This is a genomic window from Pseudomonas sp. BN417 (genome assembly GCF_029871205.1).
Lineage (GTDB): Bacteria > Pseudomonadota > Gammaproteobacteria > Pseudomonadales > Pseudomonadaceae > Metapseudomonas.
The window spans coordinates 40,822-55,782 of sequence record NZ_SSOJ01000087.1 but is presented as its reverse complement, the minus strand read 5'-3'; the positions used below and the strand labels follow the sequence as shown (position 1 = coordinate 55,782).

13 protein-coding genes are annotated in these 14,961 nt (G+C 65.3%); 5 read left to right on the top strand and 8 right to left on the bottom strand.

Features of this window, described 5'->3' with window-relative positions:
* Positions 1 to 69: 69 nt before the first annotated feature.
* Positions 70 to 2,988 (top strand): ATP-binding protein, encoded by a 2,919-nt coding sequence (locus E8F11_RS10445; protein WP_280288768.1) that lies wholly within the window; start codon positions 70 to 72, stop codon positions 2,986 to 2,988.
* A 14-nt stretch (positions 2,989 to 3,002) separates the two neighbouring features.
* Here E8F11_RS10445 and E8F11_RS10440 read toward each other — a convergent pair whose 3' ends face one another.
* The 5 genes from E8F11_RS10440 to E8F11_RS10420 form a co-directional block, all read right to left on the bottom strand.
* Positions 3,003 to 3,248, bottom strand: a complete 246-nt coding sequence (locus tag E8F11_RS10440; protein ID WP_280288767.1) for a hypothetical protein — start codon at positions 3,246 to 3,248, stop codon at positions 3,003 to 3,005.
* A gap of 164 nt (positions 3,249 to 3,412) precedes the next feature.
* Positions 3,413 to 3,691 (bottom strand): hypothetical protein, encoded by a 279-nt coding sequence (locus tag E8F11_RS10435; protein WP_280288766.1) that lies wholly within the window; start codon positions 3,689 to 3,691, stop codon positions 3,413 to 3,415.
* 148 nt (positions 3,692 to 3,839) lie between these two features.
* Positions 3,840 to 6,653: an FAD-binding and (Fe-S)-binding domain-containing protein gene (locus E8F11_RS10430; protein WP_280288765.1), complete on the bottom strand. Its 2,814-nt coding sequence runs from the start codon at positions 6,651 to 6,653 to the stop codon at positions 3,840 to 3,842.
* 54 nt (positions 6,654 to 6,707) lie between these two features.
* Complete coding sequence (gene lldD / locus E8F11_RS10425; protein ID WP_280288764.1) at positions 6,708 to 7,853, bottom strand: FMN-dependent L-lactate dehydrogenase LldD; 1,146 nt, start codon at positions 7,851 to 7,853, stop codon at positions 6,708 to 6,710.
* Positions 7,854 to 7,928: 75 nt separating this feature from the next.
* Positions 7,929 to 9,614, bottom strand: coding sequence for a lactate permease LctP family transporter (locus E8F11_RS10420; RefSeq protein WP_280288763.1), 1,686 nt, complete (start codon positions 9,612 to 9,614; stop codon positions 7,929 to 7,931).
* Positions 9,615 to 9,938: 324 nt separating this feature from the next.
* On the opposite strand from E8F11_RS10420, the gene E8F11_RS10415 reads away from it, so the two are divergent.
* Complete coding sequence (locus E8F11_RS10415) at positions 9,939 to 10,706, top strand: FCD domain-containing protein (protein ID WP_280288762.1); 768 nt, start codon at positions 9,939 to 9,941, stop codon at positions 10,704 to 10,706.
* 40 nt (positions 10,707 to 10,746) lie between these two features.
* Here the strand turns inward: E8F11_RS10415 and smpB are convergent, their stop codons facing one another.
* Complete coding sequence (smpB, locus tag E8F11_RS10410; protein ID WP_280288761.1) at positions 10,747 to 11,226, bottom strand: SsrA-binding protein SmpB; 480 nt, start codon at positions 11,224 to 11,226, stop codon at positions 10,747 to 10,749.
* A 153-nt stretch (positions 11,227 to 11,379) separates the two neighbouring features.
* Between smpB and E8F11_RS10405 the strand changes: the two genes are divergently transcribed.
* Together E8F11_RS10405 and E8F11_RS10400 are read left to right on the top strand one after the other, a co-directional pair.
* Entirely contained in the window at positions 11,380 to 11,814 is a 435-nt protein-coding gene (locus E8F11_RS10405) for a type II toxin-antitoxin system RatA family toxin (protein WP_280288760.1), read from the top strand.
* Complete coding sequence (locus E8F11_RS10400) at positions 11,807 to 12,127, top strand: RnfH family protein (protein WP_280288759.1); 321 nt, start codon at positions 11,807 to 11,809, stop codon at positions 12,125 to 12,127. Before E8F11_RS10405 ends, E8F11_RS10400 begins: the two co-directional genes overlap by 8 nt.
* Positions 12,128 to 12,181: 54 nt before the next feature.
* On the opposite strand, the gene E8F11_RS10395 is transcribed toward E8F11_RS10400, so the two are convergent.
* Entirely contained in the window at positions 12,182 to 12,709 is a 528-nt protein-coding gene (locus tag E8F11_RS10395; RefSeq protein ID WP_280288758.1) for an outer membrane protein assembly factor BamE, read from the bottom strand.
* Positions 12,710 to 12,807: 98 nt separating this feature from the next.
* Here E8F11_RS10395 and fur point away from each other — a divergent pair, with 98 nt between their 5' ends.
* Positions 12,808 to 13,212: a ferric iron uptake transcriptional regulator gene (gene fur, locus E8F11_RS10390; protein ID WP_028629993.1), complete on the top strand. Its 405-nt coding sequence runs from the start codon at positions 12,808 to 12,810 to the stop codon at positions 13,210 to 13,212.
* A 58-nt stretch (positions 13,213 to 13,270) separates the two neighbouring features.
* On the opposite strand, the gene recN is transcribed toward fur, so the two are convergent.
* Positions 13,271 to 14,944 carry a DNA repair protein RecN gene (gene recN, locus E8F11_RS10385; protein WP_280288757.1) on the bottom strand — a complete coding sequence of 558 codons (1,674 nt, stop codon included), beginning with the start codon at positions 14,942 to 14,944 and terminating at the stop codon, positions 13,271 to 13,273.
* Positions 14,945 to 14,961: the final 17 nt, after the last annotated feature.

Genomic DNA, 14,961 nt, shown 5'->3' with positions numbered 1-14,961 from the left:
TAACGTCATGGGTGCTTGCGATATGATTGCAGGCTATTGTCAGGAAGACCTTTGCGCTGAGACGTCGCCATGCCGCGTTCCGCCCGAACTCCCTTGCGCCAGTGGATCTGGCGTGCCTTCGTACAGAGTGCCCTGATACCGCTGATTCTGGTCGAATCGGTGCTGATCACGGCTTATCTGCTCACTAACAGCGCGATCCGCGATGCCCAGGTCGATTACCTGCAGCAAAGCGCGCTGGAGGATCTGAGCAGTGCCGTGCTTCGCGAGGGCAAAGTGATCGACATGCGCCTGCAGGGCATTGAAGTGCCTACGCGGCTGTTCCGCGACGCGGTGGGCCGGGCGCTGCAGGACCGGACCTTCAAGCCCGATGAGCTTGAGCGTCAACGCCATGTGCTGAGTTCCGACGGTGTCTACTACACCCGCAGCGACGACGGCCGCGCCGCGTCTTTCTATGCCAGCAGCACGCCGCTGGAGCGCCAGGACCACGAGAAGGCCCTGCGCCTGTCCCAGGTCGACCCGCTGATGCGCTCCATACGCGAATCCAACCCGCTGGTGGCGGCGGTCTACTTCAACAGCTGGGACAGCTACAACCGCATCTTCCCGTTTTTCATGACGCCCGAGCAGTATCCCCATGACATGGTGATACCCAACTACAACTTCTATTACCTCGCCGACGCCAAGCACAATCCGCAGCGCAAGACGATGTGGACCGATGTCTACCTGGACCCGGCCGGCCTCGGCTGGATGATGTCGGCCATCACCCCGGTCTATCGTGGTGACTTCCTCGAAGGGGTGGTGGGCCTGGATATCACCGTGGGGCAGATGCTGGGCGAGATCGGCAGCCTCAAGGTGCCCTGGCAGGGCTACGCCATGCTGGTGAGCCGCGACCACAGCATCATGGCGCTGCCGGAGGCGGGGGAACGTGATTTCGGCCTGCGCGAGCTGACGCGCTTCTCCTACGACGAGGCGGTGCGCCGCGAGGTGCTCAAGCCCGAGGACTTCAACCTGGCCCGCCACCGCGAGATGCAGCCGCTGCTGGAGGCCATGGCCGCGGGCAAAGGCAATGTGCAGGAAGTGGAGCTCGGCGGGCGCAAGCAGCTGGTGGCCTGGAGCGAGATCCCGCAGACCGGGTGGCGGCTGATGATGGTGGTGGACGAGGCCAATATCTTCAAGGAAACCAACCGCCTCGCCTCGCGCTACCAGCAGATCGGTTATCTGCTGATCGCTGGCCTGGGCTTCTTCTATGCACTGTTCTTCGCCTGGATGTGGTCCCGCTCGCGGCGTCTCAGCGGCGAGCTGGCCACGCCCATGGCCGGCATCATGGGCATGATGAAGCGCATCGGCCAGGGCGACTTCCGCCCGCCGGCACCGAGCAGCCGCATCGCCGAACTCCAGGCCTTGGCCGAGGCGGTGCAGCTCAGCGGCGCGCAATTGCAGGCCAGCGAGGAAGAGCGACTGGAAGCCCGGCGCAATCTCGACCTGGTGTTGGAAAGCACCACGGAAAGCCTCTGGGAAGTCGATGCCATCACCCTGTCGATCAAGATGAGCGGGCGCTTCGTCAAACGCTTCGGACTGCGCAGCGACAACATCACCTTCTCCGAATTCGTCGAGCGCGTGCACCCGGACGACGTAGAGCGGGTGCGCCGCCTGCGCATGCTGTTCTCCGTCAGCGACCAGGACAATTTCGACGCCGAGTATCGCTTCGCCGATGTCGAAGGTCGTTACGCCTGGCTGCTCAGCCGCGGCAAGGTGCTGGAGCGCGACTCCGACGGCCGTGCCCTGCGGGTGGCCGGTACCCATGTGGATATCACCCGGCTCAAGCAGGTGGAAGAAGAGCTGCGCGTCGCCAGCCGTGAGGCCCAGGCAGCGAGCCAGGCCAAGAGCCGCTTCCTTTCCAGCATGAGCCACGAACTGCGCACGCCGCTCAACGCGATCAACGGCTTCGCCCAGCTGATCGCCCTGGAGGCGGAAGGGCAGGAAGAGCGCAAGGTGGAGGGCGATTACGCCCAGGAGATCGTCAACGCCAGCCGTCACCTTACCTCGCTGGTGGACGACATCCTCGACCTGTCGAGCATCGAGAACCGCCGTCAGAAGCTGCAGCTCAAGCCTGTGGATATCGGGCCGCTGCTGGCCAGCTGCGGTGAACTGATCCAGCCGGAACTGCAGGCGCGCCAATTGCAGCTGCAGCAGATGCCGCCACCGGCGCCGCCGTTGCTGGTGATGGCCGACGCCCGACGCCTGCGCCAGGTGGTGCTGAACCTCCTGTCCAACGCGGTGAAGTACAACAGTCCGCAAGGCATGGTCAGCATGGGTTACGAGGTGCGGCCTGCCGCGGTGCGGCTCTGGGTGGCCGATAGCGGGCCGGGGCTCAGTCGGGAGCAGCAGGCCATGCTGTTCCAGCCGTTCCAGCGCCTGGGCCGGGAGAATTCCACCATTCCCGGCACCGGTATCGGCCTGGTGCTATGCCGCGAGCTAGCGGAACTGATGGGCGGCGAGATGGGCTTCAGCAGTGCGCCGGATATCGGCAGCCGCTTCTGGATCGACTTGCCCAGCGTGACCGCGTCCGAGGACTTCGAGCCGCCCAAACCGGTCAAACCCGAGACGGAGGAGCCGCCGGCACTGCCCAAGGTGCTCTGCGTGGAGGATCACCCAGCCTGCCTGAAGGTCCTCCAGGAAGGCCTGCGCGAGATGGCCGAGGTGCGGGGTGCGGGGTCGGTGGGGAAGGCGCTGGGACTGCTGGCGGACATCACCCCCGCGCTGCTGTTGCTGGATCTTGACCTGCCCGACGGCGACGGCCTGGATGTACTCGATTTCGTGCGCTCCAGCCCGCGCCTGGCGATGATGCCAGTGCTGGTAGTGAGCGCCGCGGTGGACGAAAAACTCCTGGCCGAGGCGCGTCGGCGCGGGGCCGACGCTTGCCTGAGCAAACCGGTGGACCTCAAGCAGGTCCGCCGGATGGCACTCTCACTGCTCGGCCAGGAGGCCTGACCAGGCCCAGGGACCTACTCGCTGGACTGCAGCAGGCCCAGGGCTTCGCCCAGCACTTTCTCGGACTCGGCATGGTTACCCGAATTGTGAAGCTCCTCGCCTTCGGCGCGGAGTTTCTTCACCTGCTCGAGTACGGCGGGGTCGGCGGGCGGATCGGTCTTCAGGATTTCGTCGATCTTCGCCATGTCCGCTGGACAGTGCGAGGCGAGAAGCGGAGCACTGAGCAGGGCGGCGGCTAGGAAAACGGCAATTCGGCGCATGTGAGACCTCCTTTTCGGATTGACCGCTGAGCAGTATAGGAGAGCTCCAGCCTAGTGCCGGATTGGACGGGACCCGGGGAACGGGGCCACGTCGCGGCCCGTCGCGAATCAATTCGCTCCCACAGGTCCTTCCCCGGGATTGGGCGGTCAGCGGGCGAGGTGCATCAGGTGGATTCGCCGCTACCGCCTTCGGTACCGGGTTGTTGCAGGCGCTGCAGGGCCAGGGAGCTGGCGTTGATGCAGCCTTCTGTGTCGCCAGCCTGCTGGGCCTGTTCGGCTTTCATGCGCAGGTCCTGGACTTCCTGCTTGATCGGGTCACTGATGGTGGTGTTGGTGGCCAAGGCATCGTTGAGTTTCTGCAGGTTGACCGTGCACAGGTCGTCGGCAGCGAACACGGGCGAGGCCAGCAGGGCGGCGGTGAACAACAGGGCAGTACATTTCATGAGGGTGTCTCCTCTCGATTTCTTCGGCACTCGGGCCTTTGCGTCCGAGGCAGCTAAGCCAGGGCCTTTGGCCGGGCTTATGGGGGTGGACTGCCCTGTCGAGAGAGGGGTTCAGATTTTTTTGCCTAGTGGTGGCCCAGCCGGTGGGCTAGATCCCAGCCCTGGGCCGGGTGACGCGGTCCACCAGGTAGACCAGCCCGTGGTAGTCGATGCCGCCGTGCTGGGAAAGGCCGATCTCGCAGGTTCGGCTGGTGGAGACGCCTTCCGTGCAATGTTGCACCGCGTCCTTCAGTGAGCGCAGCGAGTGGGCGTTCAGTTCCGGAGTGGTGAAACCCTTGTCGCCGGCGAAGCCGCAGCAGTGGATGCCTTCCGGGATCACCACCTCGCTGGTGCAGCGCCGGACTATGTCGATCAGCCCCTGGGCTTCGCCCAGGTGCTGGGTGCTGCAGGTGACATGGATGGCCACGGGCTTGTCCTGGGGCGTGAACTCCAGGCGCTCCAGCAGGTGGCTGCGGATGAAACGCACCGGGTCGAACAGTTGCAGGCGCTCATCCAGGCCGTCCTGCACCAGGCGCAAGGTGCAGGGGCTGGTGTCGCAGTAGATGGGGTCGAGGCCGCCGCGGCTGGCGGCAAGCAGGGCACCCACCAATTCCCGCCGCTTGCTTTCGGCCTGCTCGGGATAGCCCTTGGATGCGAATGGCTGGCCGCAGCAGAGACTGTCCAGCTTCTCCGGGAACACCACCTGGTAACCGGCCTTTTCCAGCAGCATGCGGGTCTTGTCGATCAGCGGCACCTGTTCGCGGTCACCCGCGGCCGGGCCCATGGCGCGGGACACGCAGGCGGCGAGGTAGACCACCCGCGGGCGCGCATCCGTAGTCGGCGGGATGAAGTGGATCGGCTGCACGGCCTGGGGCAGGGCGGGCGTCCATTGCGGCAGACGGTTGCCGGAGAGCTGGCGCAGGGTGCGGGAGGTCTTCTCCAGTAGCGGCGCGCCCAGCACCCGGCGGGCGCCATCGGCAACCCGCAGGGTCAGGCGCGCGCCTTTCAGTGCGGTGGCGAAGTGTCCGGCCAGCCAGTCGGCACTGCCGTTGTGATGGGCGTCCTTGCCGCGCAGCTTGCGCACCAGGTCGCCGGTGTTGATCCCCACCGGGCAGCGCTGGGCGCACAGGCCGGTAGCGGCGCAGGTGTCGATGCCCTGGTACTGGAAGGCCTGCTCCAGGGCGGTGGTGTCGATTCCGGCCCGTTGCTTGGCCTGGATATCGCGCCAGATCACGATGCGCTGGCGCGGGCTGAGGGTCAGTTCCTTGGACGGGCAGACCGGTTCGCAGAAGCCGCACTCGATGCACTTGTCGACTATCTCGTCGGCGGCCGGTAGCGGCTTGAGGTGCTTGAGGTGGATGTCGCGGTCCTCGCTGAGGATCACGTCGGGGTTGAGGATGCCGCGCGGGTCCAGCAGGCGCTTGATCTGCCACATCAGGCGGTAGGCATCGCTGCCCCATTCAAGCTCGACGAAGGGTGCCATGTTGCGCCCGGTGCCGTGCTCGGCCTTGAGTGAGCCGCCGAACTCCACCGCCACCAGTTGCGTGACGTCCTGCATGAAGGCGTCGTAGCGGGCCACCTGCTCGGGGCTGTCGAAGCCCTGGGTGAAGACGAAGTGCAGATTGCCCTCCAGGGCATGGCCGAAAATGATCGCCTCGTCGTAGTGATGCTTGTCGAACAGCGCCAGCAGGTGGTTGACGCCCTCGGCCAGCTGTTCGACGGGGAAGGTGACGTCCTCGATGATCACCGTGGTGCCGGTCTGGCGTACGGCGCCGACGGCGGGGAAGGTGTCCTTGCGGATCTTCCACAGGAGGTTGTAGATCGCCGGGTCTTCGCTGAAGTCGACCTTCTGCTCCAGCGGGAAGTGGGCGATTGACGCCATGATCTGCGCCAGCTGCTCGTGCAGCAGGCCCTGGCTGGCGGCGCGGGATTCGATCAGCAGCGCGCAGGCGTTGGCCGACAGGCCTTTCACCCATTCGGGCATGCCGGGCTTGTCCTGCACCGAGCGCAGGCTGCGGCGGTCCAGCAGTTCCACCGCCGAGACCGGCTGGCTCTTCAGCAGGGTGACGGCCTTGCAGCAGCTTTCCACGTCGGGGAAGACGATCAGCGCGCTGGCCTTGTGCGGGTGGTCGGGAACCGTGTCGTAGGTCACCGCGCCGATGAAACCCAGGGTGCCTTCCGAGCCCACCAGCAGGTGGCTGAGGATATCCAGCGGCTCGTCGTAGTCCACCAGGGCGTTGAGGGACAGGCCGGTGGTGTTCTTCAGGCGGTACTTGTGGCGGATTCTCGCAGCCAGTTCGGTATTGGCGCGCGTCTGCCGGCCCAGTTCGGCCAGTTCCGCCAACAGGGCGCCGTGGCTGTGGCGGAAGGCGGCGACGCTGGCGGAGTCCTCGGTGTCCAGCAGGGTGCCGTCGGCCAGCACCAGGCGCAGGCCGGCTAGGGTGTGGTAGCTGTTCTGGGCGGTACCGCAGCACATGCCGCTGGCGTTGTTGGCGACTATGCCGCCGATCTTGCAGGCGTTGATCGAGGCCGGGTCGGGACCGATCTTGCGGCCGAAGGGGGCCAGCCAGGCGTTAGCCTGGGCGCCGATCACACCGGGCTGCAGGCGGATCTGCGCGCCGCCCTGGCGGATGTCGCGGCCGTTCCAGTTGTCACCCAGCACCAGCAGCACCGAGTCGCTGATGGCCTGGCCGGAGAGGCTGGTACCCGCGGCGCGGAAGGTCACGGGCACCAGTTCGGCATGGGCGGCCTTCAGCAAGGCGATGACTTCGGCCTCGCTCTCGACGCGGATCACCAGCTTGGGAATCAGCCGGTAGAAGCTGGCGTCGGTGCCGAAGGCCAGGGTCGACAGTGGGTCGTCGAAGCGCCGCTCCAGAGGGATCAGGCGCTCGACGGTATTGAGGAAGGGGATCGGCAGGCTCATACGGTGTCCCGTCTGTTATCGCGGGCCGCGGATGGCCCGCCGGGGTGGTTCGTCTCAGCGACCGAGTTCGCGTACCAGCGAGTCGGCGCTGATCTCGCTGATCGACTTGGCGCCGGTGAGCACCATGGCCACGCGCATTTCCTTCTCGATCAAGTCCAGCAGGTTGCTCACACCGGCGCCACCGGCGGCGGCCAGGGCATAGACGAAGGCGCGGCCGAGCATCACGGTGTCGGCGCCGAGTGCGAGCATGCGCACCACGTCCAGGCCGGTGCGGATGCCGGAGTCGGCGAGGATCGCAAGGTCACCCTTCACCGCATCGGCGATGGCCGGCAGGGCGCGGGCGCTGGAGAGCACGCCGTCGAGCTGGCGGCCGCCGTGGTTGGAGACGACTATGCCGTCGGCGCCGAATTTCACCGCGTCCCTGGCATCTTCAGGGTCGAGGATGCCCTTGATCACCATGGGACCTTCCCAGAAGTCACGGATCCACTCCAGGTCCTTCCAGGAAATCGACGGGTCGAAGTTGGCGCCCAGCCAGCCGATGTAGTCGGCCAAGCCCGTGGGGTTGCCGCGGTAGGTGGAGATGTTGCCGAGGTCGTGGGGTTTGCCCAGCAGGCCCACGTCCCAGGCCCAGGAGGGATGGGTCATCGCCTGCAGCATGCGGCGCAGCGGCGCGTTGGGGCCGCTCATGCCGGAGTGGGCGTCACGGTAGCGGGCGCCGGGTACCGGCATGTCGACGGTGAAGACCAGGGTGGTCACGCCCGCGGCCTTGGCCCGTTCCAGGGCGTTCTTCATGAAGCCGCGGTCCTTCAGCACATAGAGCTGGAACCACATGGGCCGATCGATCGCCGGCGCCACTTCCTCGATCGGACAGACCGAGACGGTGGACAGGGTAAAGGGAATGCCCTTGTCCGCCGCCGCCTTGGCCGCCTGCACCTCACCGCGGCGGGCGTACATGCCGGTCAGGCCGACTGGGGCCAGCGCCACGGGCATGGACAGGGTCTCGTCGAACAGCCTGGTTTCCAGGCTCAGCTCGGACATGTTCCTGAGCACCCGCTGGCGCAAGGCGATACCGGCCAGGTCTTCGACGTTACGGCGCAGGGTGTATTCGGCATAGGCGCCGCCGTCGATGTAGTGGAACAGGAAGGGCGGCAGCTTGCGCTGGGCGGCGGCGCGGTAGTCGGTGGAGGCGGAGATGATCATGAATTCGATCCGATTCAGGGCTTCAGGGCAGTGAAAAGGAACCGGGCTGCGTCTGTCCGCAGCCCGGAAGGGCCATCAGTGAACCAGCATGCCGGTAAACACATAGGCCTGCGCCAGGGTGATCAGGCCGACCATGGCGGCGAAGAGCAGGCTGTGCTTCAGGGTGAAGCGGAACAGGTCGGATTCCTTGCCGACCATGCCGGTGGCGGCGCAGGCGACTGCGATGGACTGCGGCGAGATCATCTTGCCGGTCACGCCACCGCTGGTGTTGGCGGCGACCAGCAGGGTGTCGTTGACGCCGATTTGGTGCGCGGTGGTGGCCTGCAGCGAGCCGAACAGCGCGTTGGAGGAGGTATCCGAGCCGGTCAGGAACACGCCCAGCCAGCCGAGGAACGGCGAGAAGAAGGGGAAGGCCGCGCCAGTACCAGCCAGGACCAGGGCGAGGGTGGTGGACATGCCGGAGAAGTTGGTGACGAAGGCGAAGGCCAGCACCATGCCGATGGACAGGATCGGCCACTTCAGCTCGACGAAGGTCTCTTTCAAAGTGGTAAGACCAGTTTTTAGATGGATCGAAAGGACGACCATGGAGATCAGCGCGGAGAAGAAGATCGCCGTTCCGGTGGCCGATACCGGGTCGAACTTGTACACGGCCGGGATGGCAGTGGCGGTCGCGACTATCGGTGCGCCTTTCATCACCAGCTGGTCCAGGTGCGGGATGGCGAACAGGAAGACGAACTGCTCCAGCGCGCCGCCGGGGGCGAACATCGCCTTGAAGGGCTTCAGGGTCCAGATGGTCACCAGCACGGTGAGGATCAGGAAGGGCGACCAGGCCTTGAGGATCTCGCCGAAGCTGTAGGGCGAGGGGGTGGTGCTGCGCGGGCCGCCGAAGCCACCCATCACCGCTGTGCCTCCGGATACGCCGACCACTTGGGCGTCTTCGGCGCGCTTGGGATGCCAGACCTTGAGGAACAGGGTCAGGGATACCAGGCTCACCAGGGCGGAGGTGATGTCGGGCAGTTCCGGGCCGATGAAGTTGGAGGTGAAGTACTGGGTCACGGCGAAGCTGGCGCCGGCCACCAGGGCTGCCGGCCAGGTTTCCTTGATGCCGCGCCAGCCATCCATCATGGCCACCAGCCAGAAGGGCACGATGATCGACAGGAACGGCAGCTGGCGGCCGGTCATGGCGCCGATCTTGAAGGCGTCGATACCGGTCACCTGGCCGGCGACGATGATCGGGATGCCCAGGGCGCCGAAGGCCACCGGCGCGGTGTTGGCGATCAGGCACAGGCCCGCGGCATAGAGCGGGTTGAAGCCGAGGCCGACGAGCAGGGCGGCGGTGATGGCCACCGGTGCACCGAAACCAGCCGCGCCTTCGAGGAAGGCGCCGAAGGAGAAGCCGATCAGCAGCACCTGCAGGCGCTGGTCGTCGGTGATGGACAGCACCGAGCTGCGGATCACCTCGAACTGACCGCTCTTCACCGTGAGTTTGTAGAGGAACACTGCCGCGACGATGATCCAGGCAATCGGCCAGAGACCGTAGGCGAAGCCGTAGCCGGCGGCGGCGAAGGCCATGTCGGCGGGCATCTGGAAGGCGAAGATGGCGACTGCGATCGACAGCGCCAGGGTGATGGTGCCGGCGATGTGGCCTTTCATGCGGAACACCGCCAGCGCCAGGAAGAAGAAGACGATGGGGATCAGTGCGACGAGCGCCGACAGCCCGAGGCTGCCGAGAGGGGTATAGAGCTGCTGCCAGGTTTGCATCGTGGGGTGGCTCCCTAATTGTTTTTGGAGTGCCTGTTAGCCGGATCGGGCGAAAACCGCAGCGCTCGTGGCGTGGCGGCAGGCGAAGACCGAGTCGGCGCTGCTTGTCGATCAGATTGGTAAGACCAATTTACAAAAGCGACGGCTCAGGGTAAAAGCCGGAGTATCCTTGTGTCAATTTGTCGCGTTGCGACTTTGGTCGAGCGGCAGATGGAAGGCGTGCTTCTTGTGTGCGGCTGGCGCGCTGGTTAGGCTGCCGCGTCGCGCGCCGCAGGCGCCGTGTCAGAAGGCCGCCCGGGGTGGCGTGAGAGGGTGGGTAGAGCTATGGGATTCGGTCAGGTACGTCAGCGCCGTCTGTCGGACGACATCGTCAGCCAGCTGGAGTCAATGATTCTCGAGGGCACCTTGAAGGCGGGTGAACGGCTGCCGGCCGAGCGTGCGCTAGCCGAGCAGTTCGGCGTGTCGCGGCCATCCTTGCGCGAGGCGATCCAGAAGCTGGTGGCCAAGGGGCTGCTGGTCAGTCGCCAGGGTGGCGGCAACTACGTGGCCGCCGAGCTGGGCGCCACCTTCAGCGACCCGCTCCTGCAGCTGCTGGAAAGCAATCCCGAAGCCCAGCGCGACCTGCTGGAGTTCCGCCATACCCTGGAAGGCTCCTGCGCCTACTACGCGGCGCAGCGGGCGACTGAGGTGGATCACGAGCGCCTGGGCGAGGCCTTCGAAGCCCTGCGGGCCTGCTACGCGCCGGGCAGCAAGGCGAGCCGGGCGGAGGAGGGTGCGGCGGATGCGCGCTTCCACCTGGCGATCGCCGAAGCCAGCCACAACGCCGTGCTGCTGCACACCATTCGCGGCCTCTTCGACCTGCTCAAGCACAACGTGGTGACCAATATCGGTGGCATGTACCTGCAGCGCAGTGAAACCCGCGACATGCTGAACCAGCAGCATCGGGCGCTGTACGAGGCGATCATCGAGCGGCGGGCGGAGGAGGCGAGGGAGATTTCCCACCGGCATATCCAGTACGTCCAGGAAGTGCTGGAAGAGTCGCAGTTGGAGGCCCGGCGGCTGGCGCGCTCGCAACGGCGGCAGGGGCTCTGACGAAAACGCCGGGCAGTGCCCGGCGTTTTTCTGGATGGGCCTATTCCTTGCCCTTGGTGCGCATGGCGCGCGCGATCTCGCGGTCGGAATCGCGCTCCTTCTCCGTGGCGCGCTTGTCGAATTCCTTCTTGCCCTTGGCCAGGGCGATCTCGCATTTGATCAGGTGCTTCTTCCAGTAGACCGACAGCGCCACGCAGGCGTAGCCCTTCTGCTGGACCGCACCGAACAGCTTGCCCAGCTCGCGCTTGTGCAGCAGCAGCTTGCGGGTGCGCACCGGATCGGCAATCACGTGGGTGCTGGCGGTCTTCAGGGGGGTGATGTGGCTGCCCAGCAGCCAGGCTTCGCCGTCCTTGAGCAGCACGTAACTGTCGACCAGTTGTGCCTTGCCGGCGCGCAGACTCTTCACTTCCCAGCCGGCGAGGGCCAGCCCGGCTTCGAACTTCTGTTCGATGGAATAGTCGTGCAACGCCTTCTTGTTGAGGGCGATGGTGCCTTGGGGGTGTTTCTTTTGCTTAGCCATAGGCGGCGCATTATAGGGAGTCGCAGACGGCACGGCTACGGGGGCGTAGGCTTGAGCGACGTCGACGAATCCCCGACAATGCGGCACTTTTTTGACCAGTCCGACCCCGAGCATGCCCGAGCGGCGCGGATCGGATCCCCGTTCGAGGCCAAGATGACCACGCATATCCAGCGCTCCGCCCTGCTGCCATTCCCTGCGCAGGCGCTCTACGACTTGGTCAACGATGTGGCGCGCTATCCGGAATTCCTGCCCTGGTGCTCGGCGGCCACGGTGATGGAAGAGAGCGAGAGCCACATGCTCGCCAGTCTCGAATTGGCCAAGGGCAGCATCAGCCAGCGCTTTGTCACCCGCAACAAGCTGGACCATGGCAAGACCATCGAGATGAACCTGGAAGAGGGGCCGTTCACCCAGTTGCATGGCATCTGGCACTTCAAGTCGCTGGGCGACAAGGCCTGCAAGATCAGCCTGGACCTGCGCTTCGACTACGCGGGCCCGATCATCAAGGCGACCCTGGGGCCGCTGTTCAACCAGGCGGCCAATACCCTGGTGGACGCCTTCTGCAAGCGGGCGAAGCAGCTCTATGGCTGAGGACGTGATTCAGGTCGAGGTGGTCTACGCCCAAGCCGACAGCCAACAGCTCCTGCGCCTGACCCTGCCCAGGGGGATAGACGCCCGTGAAGCGGTATTGCGCTCCGGCCTGGGGGCGCAGTTCCCGGAGCTGGACCTGGCCAACTGTCCGCTCGGCATCTTCGGCAAGGCGCTGGCCAAGCCTGAGGAACGACTGCTGGAGGAGGGCGATCGCGTGGAGATCTACCGGCCGCTGATTGCCGACCCCAAGGAAGTGCGCAAACTGCGCGCGGCGAGGGCGGCACAGGCGCGAGCTGGCGAACGGGATGCCTGAACGTCGCCCATGAAAAAGCCCGGGACCAGCCCGGGCTTTTTTGTTGCCGCGTGTTTACTGCGGCGAGGTTTCCAGCGGTTCCGGAGTCGGTACCGGCGCGGTCTCCACTTCGTCCACTTCCTTCTGGATTTTCTCCAGAAGCGAACCCGGTGCCGGCGGTTCTTCGGCTTTGGGCTGTTCTTTCGGTTGCTCGGGCTTGACCTCGGTGGTGCTGCCTTCGCTGCCCAGGATGGCCTCGTCACGGCTCACGCCGGGCATGAAGTCGCCGGCCAGGCCGATCAGTTGGTCATTGCTGTCGAACATCAGGCTGACACGTTCCTGCAGGCGTTGACCGCCGCCCGGCTGGATGCTGTAGAGGTAATCCCAGCGATTGGCGTGGAAGGTGTCGGTGACCAGCGGATTGCCCATGATAAACCGCACTTGACGTCGGGTCATTCCAGGCTTCAACTGGTCTATCATGTCCTGCGTGACGACGTTGCCCTGCTGGATGTCGATCTTGTAGACCCCGGGAAACGAGCAACCGGCGAGTGCGAGCAAGCCTGCGAATGTGAGGCTGGTCAGCAGGAGCTTGGTGTTTTGCATCGGTGGGAGACTTCCACTATCTTGGCTGGGCATTAAAAGCCCGATCATACCTGCATTAAGGGAAGCTGCGAAAGCCGCATTCCTCGAGAAAGCTGACCATGGTTGAAAACAACGAACTGCGTAAAGCCGGCCTGAAGGTGACCTTGCCTCGGGTCAAGATCCTGCAGATGCTCGACTCCACCGAGCAACGCCACATGAGCGCGGAGGACGTTTACAAGGCGCTGATGGAAGCCGGCGAGGATGTCGGCCTGGCCACAGTCTACCGGGTCCTGACCCAGTTCGAGGCGGCCGGCCTGGTGGTGCGCCACAACTTCGACGGCGGCCATGCCGTGTTCGAGTTGGCTGACAGCGGCCACCACGATCACATGGTGTGCGTGGATTCCGGTGAGGTGATCGAGTTCTTCGATCCGGAAATCGAAAAGCGCCAGAAGGAGATCGTCAAGGAGCGTGGCTTCGAGCTGGTCGACCACAATCTGGTGCTGTACGTACGCAAGAAGAAGTAATTTCCGCTTGCATGAAAAAGGCGACCCTCGAGGTCGCCTTTTTCGTTTCTGGCTCGGATCAGCCTTGTGCGCTGGTCACCATCTTCCGCGCATGCGCCAGGGACTCCTCGGTGAGGTCGACGCCACCCAGCATTCGCGCGATCTCCTCGATGCGCGGGGTCTCCAGCAGCTTGGCCACTGCCGTGCGGGTCTCCTGGGTGCCGCGCTCCTTGTGCACGAAAAGGTGGTGGTGGCCCTGGGCAGCTACCTGCGGCAAGTGGGTGACGGTGAGGACCTGGCCGCGCTCGCCGAGGCGACGCAGCAGCTGGCCTACTACTTCGGCGGTGGGGCCGCCGATGCCCACGTCCACTTCGTCGAACACCAAGGTGGGCACCCGCGAGGTTTGTGCGGTGATCACCTGGATGGCCAGGCTGATGCGCGACAGCTCGCCGCCCGAAGCGACCTTGGCCAGCGTCTTGAGAGGTTGGCCCGGGTTGGCGCTGACCAGGAATTCCAGCTGTTCCAGGCCGTAGTGCTGGGGCTCTTCCGCCTGGCTCGGGTGCAGCTGGATGCTGAAGCGCCCGCCTGGCATGCCCAGGCGCTGCATCTCGCCCTCCACGGCGCTGGCCAGATGGCCGGCTGCTTCGCTGCGCAGCCTGCTCAGCTCGGCAGCCTTCTCTTGATAATGGCGCGCATAGGCGGCGAGCTCCTCGGCCAGGCGTTCGGCGGCTTCGTCGTCGGCATTGAGGGCTTCCAGCTCGTCGAGCAGGCTCTGTTGCAGTTCGGCCAACTCGCCCGGCTGGACCCTGTGCTTGCGCGCCAGGGTATAGATGGAGTCGAGGCGCTCTTCCAATTGCTGCTGGCGTGCCGGGTCGGCATCGAAATGGTCGAGGAAGCGGTTCAGCTCGCCCATGGCTTCCTCGACCTGGATCTGCGCGCTGGACAGCAGGTTGACCGCCTCGGTCAGGGCGCCGGGCTGGGCATGGAAGGCGGTGAGCCGGTTGAGGCTGGCGGTCAGGGCGCTGAGCACGTTGCCGCCATCGCTCTCGCTGCACATGTCCAGTACCAGGCGACAAGTTGCCAGCAGGCTTTCGGCGTTGGCCAGGTTCTTGTGCTCAAGTTCCAGCTGTTCCAGTTCGTTCTCGCCGAGGGCGAGGTTCTCCAGTTCATCCAGCTGGTAGCTCAGCAGCTGGTGCCGGGCGCGCTGCTCGTCACCGGTGCGGGAGATGCGTTCCAGCTCCTGGCGGGTCTGTCGCCAGCGCTGCGCGGCGAGCTGCACCTGGCGGGCGAGTTCGCTGGCGCCGGCGTATTCGTCCAGCAGGCGGCGGTGGGTTTCTGCCTTGAGCAGCGACTGGTGCTCGTGCTGGCTGTGGATGTCGATCAGCAGCTCGCCCAGGGTCTTGAGGTCGCCCTGGGGGCAGGGGCTGCCGTTGATGTAGGCGCGGGAGCGGCCTTCAGCGGTGATGACCCGGCGCAGGATGCAGGGGCCGTCGTTATCCAGGTCGCGTTCGACCAGCCAGGCGCGGGCCTCGGGGATGTCGGCGAGGTCGAAGCTGGCGAGTATGTCCGCCTTGTCGGCGCCGGGGCGGACCACACCGCTGTCGGCTCGGTCGCCGAGGGTCAGGCCGAGGGCGTCGAGCATGATCGACTTGCCGGCGCCGGTTTCGCCGGTGATCACGGACATGCCGCCTTCGAGTTCCAGGTCCAGGTGTTCGACAATGGCGTAGTTGTGGATCGACAGGTGTACCAGCATGGTGCGACTCCCGCGCT

Coding starts and splice junctions, on each gene's coding strand:
- E8F11_RS10445 (WP_280288768.1), top strand. CDS start 70: ATGCCGCGTTCCGCCCGAACTCCCTTGCGCCAGTGGATCTGGCGTGCC.
- E8F11_RS10440 (WP_280288767.1), bottom strand. CDS start 3,248: ATGCGCCGAATTGCCGTTTTCCTAGCCGCCGCCCTGCTCAGTGCTCCG.
- E8F11_RS10435 (WP_280288766.1), bottom strand. CDS start 3,691: ATGAAATGTACTGCCCTGTTGTTCACCGCCGCCCTGCTGGCCTCGCCC.
- E8F11_RS10430 (WP_280288765.1), bottom strand. CDS start 6,653: ATGAGCCTGCCGATCCCCTTCCTCAATACCGTCGAGCGCCTGATCCCT.
- lldD (WP_280288764.1), bottom strand. CDS start 7,853: ATGATCATCTCCGCCTCCACCGACTACCGCGCCGCCGCCCAGCGCAAG.
- E8F11_RS10420 (WP_280288763.1), bottom strand. CDS start 9,614: ATGCAAACCTGGCAGCAGCTCTATACCCCTCTCGGCAGCCTCGGGCTG.
- E8F11_RS10415 (WP_280288762.1), top strand. CDS start 9,939: ATGGGATTCGGTCAGGTACGTCAGCGCCGTCTGTCGGACGACATCGTC.
- smpB (WP_280288761.1), bottom strand. CDS start 11,226: ATGGCTAAGCAAAAGAAACACCCCCAAGGCACCATCGCCCTCAACAAG.
- E8F11_RS10405 (WP_280288760.1), top strand. CDS start 11,380: ATGACCACGCATATCCAGCGCTCCGCCCTGCTGCCATTCCCTGCGCAG.
- E8F11_RS10400 (WP_280288759.1), top strand. CDS start 11,807: ATGGCTGAGGACGTGATTCAGGTCGAGGTGGTCTACGCCCAAGCCGAC.
- E8F11_RS10395 (WP_280288758.1), bottom strand. CDS start 12,709: ATGCAAAACACCAAGCTCCTGCTGACCAGCCTCACATTCGCAGGCTTG.
- fur (WP_028629993.1), top strand. CDS start 12,808: ATGGTTGAAAACAACGAACTGCGTAAAGCCGGCCTGAAGGTGACCTTG.
- recN (WP_280288757.1), bottom strand. CDS start 14,944: ATGCTGGTACACCTGTCGATCCACAACTACGCCATTGTCGAACACCTG.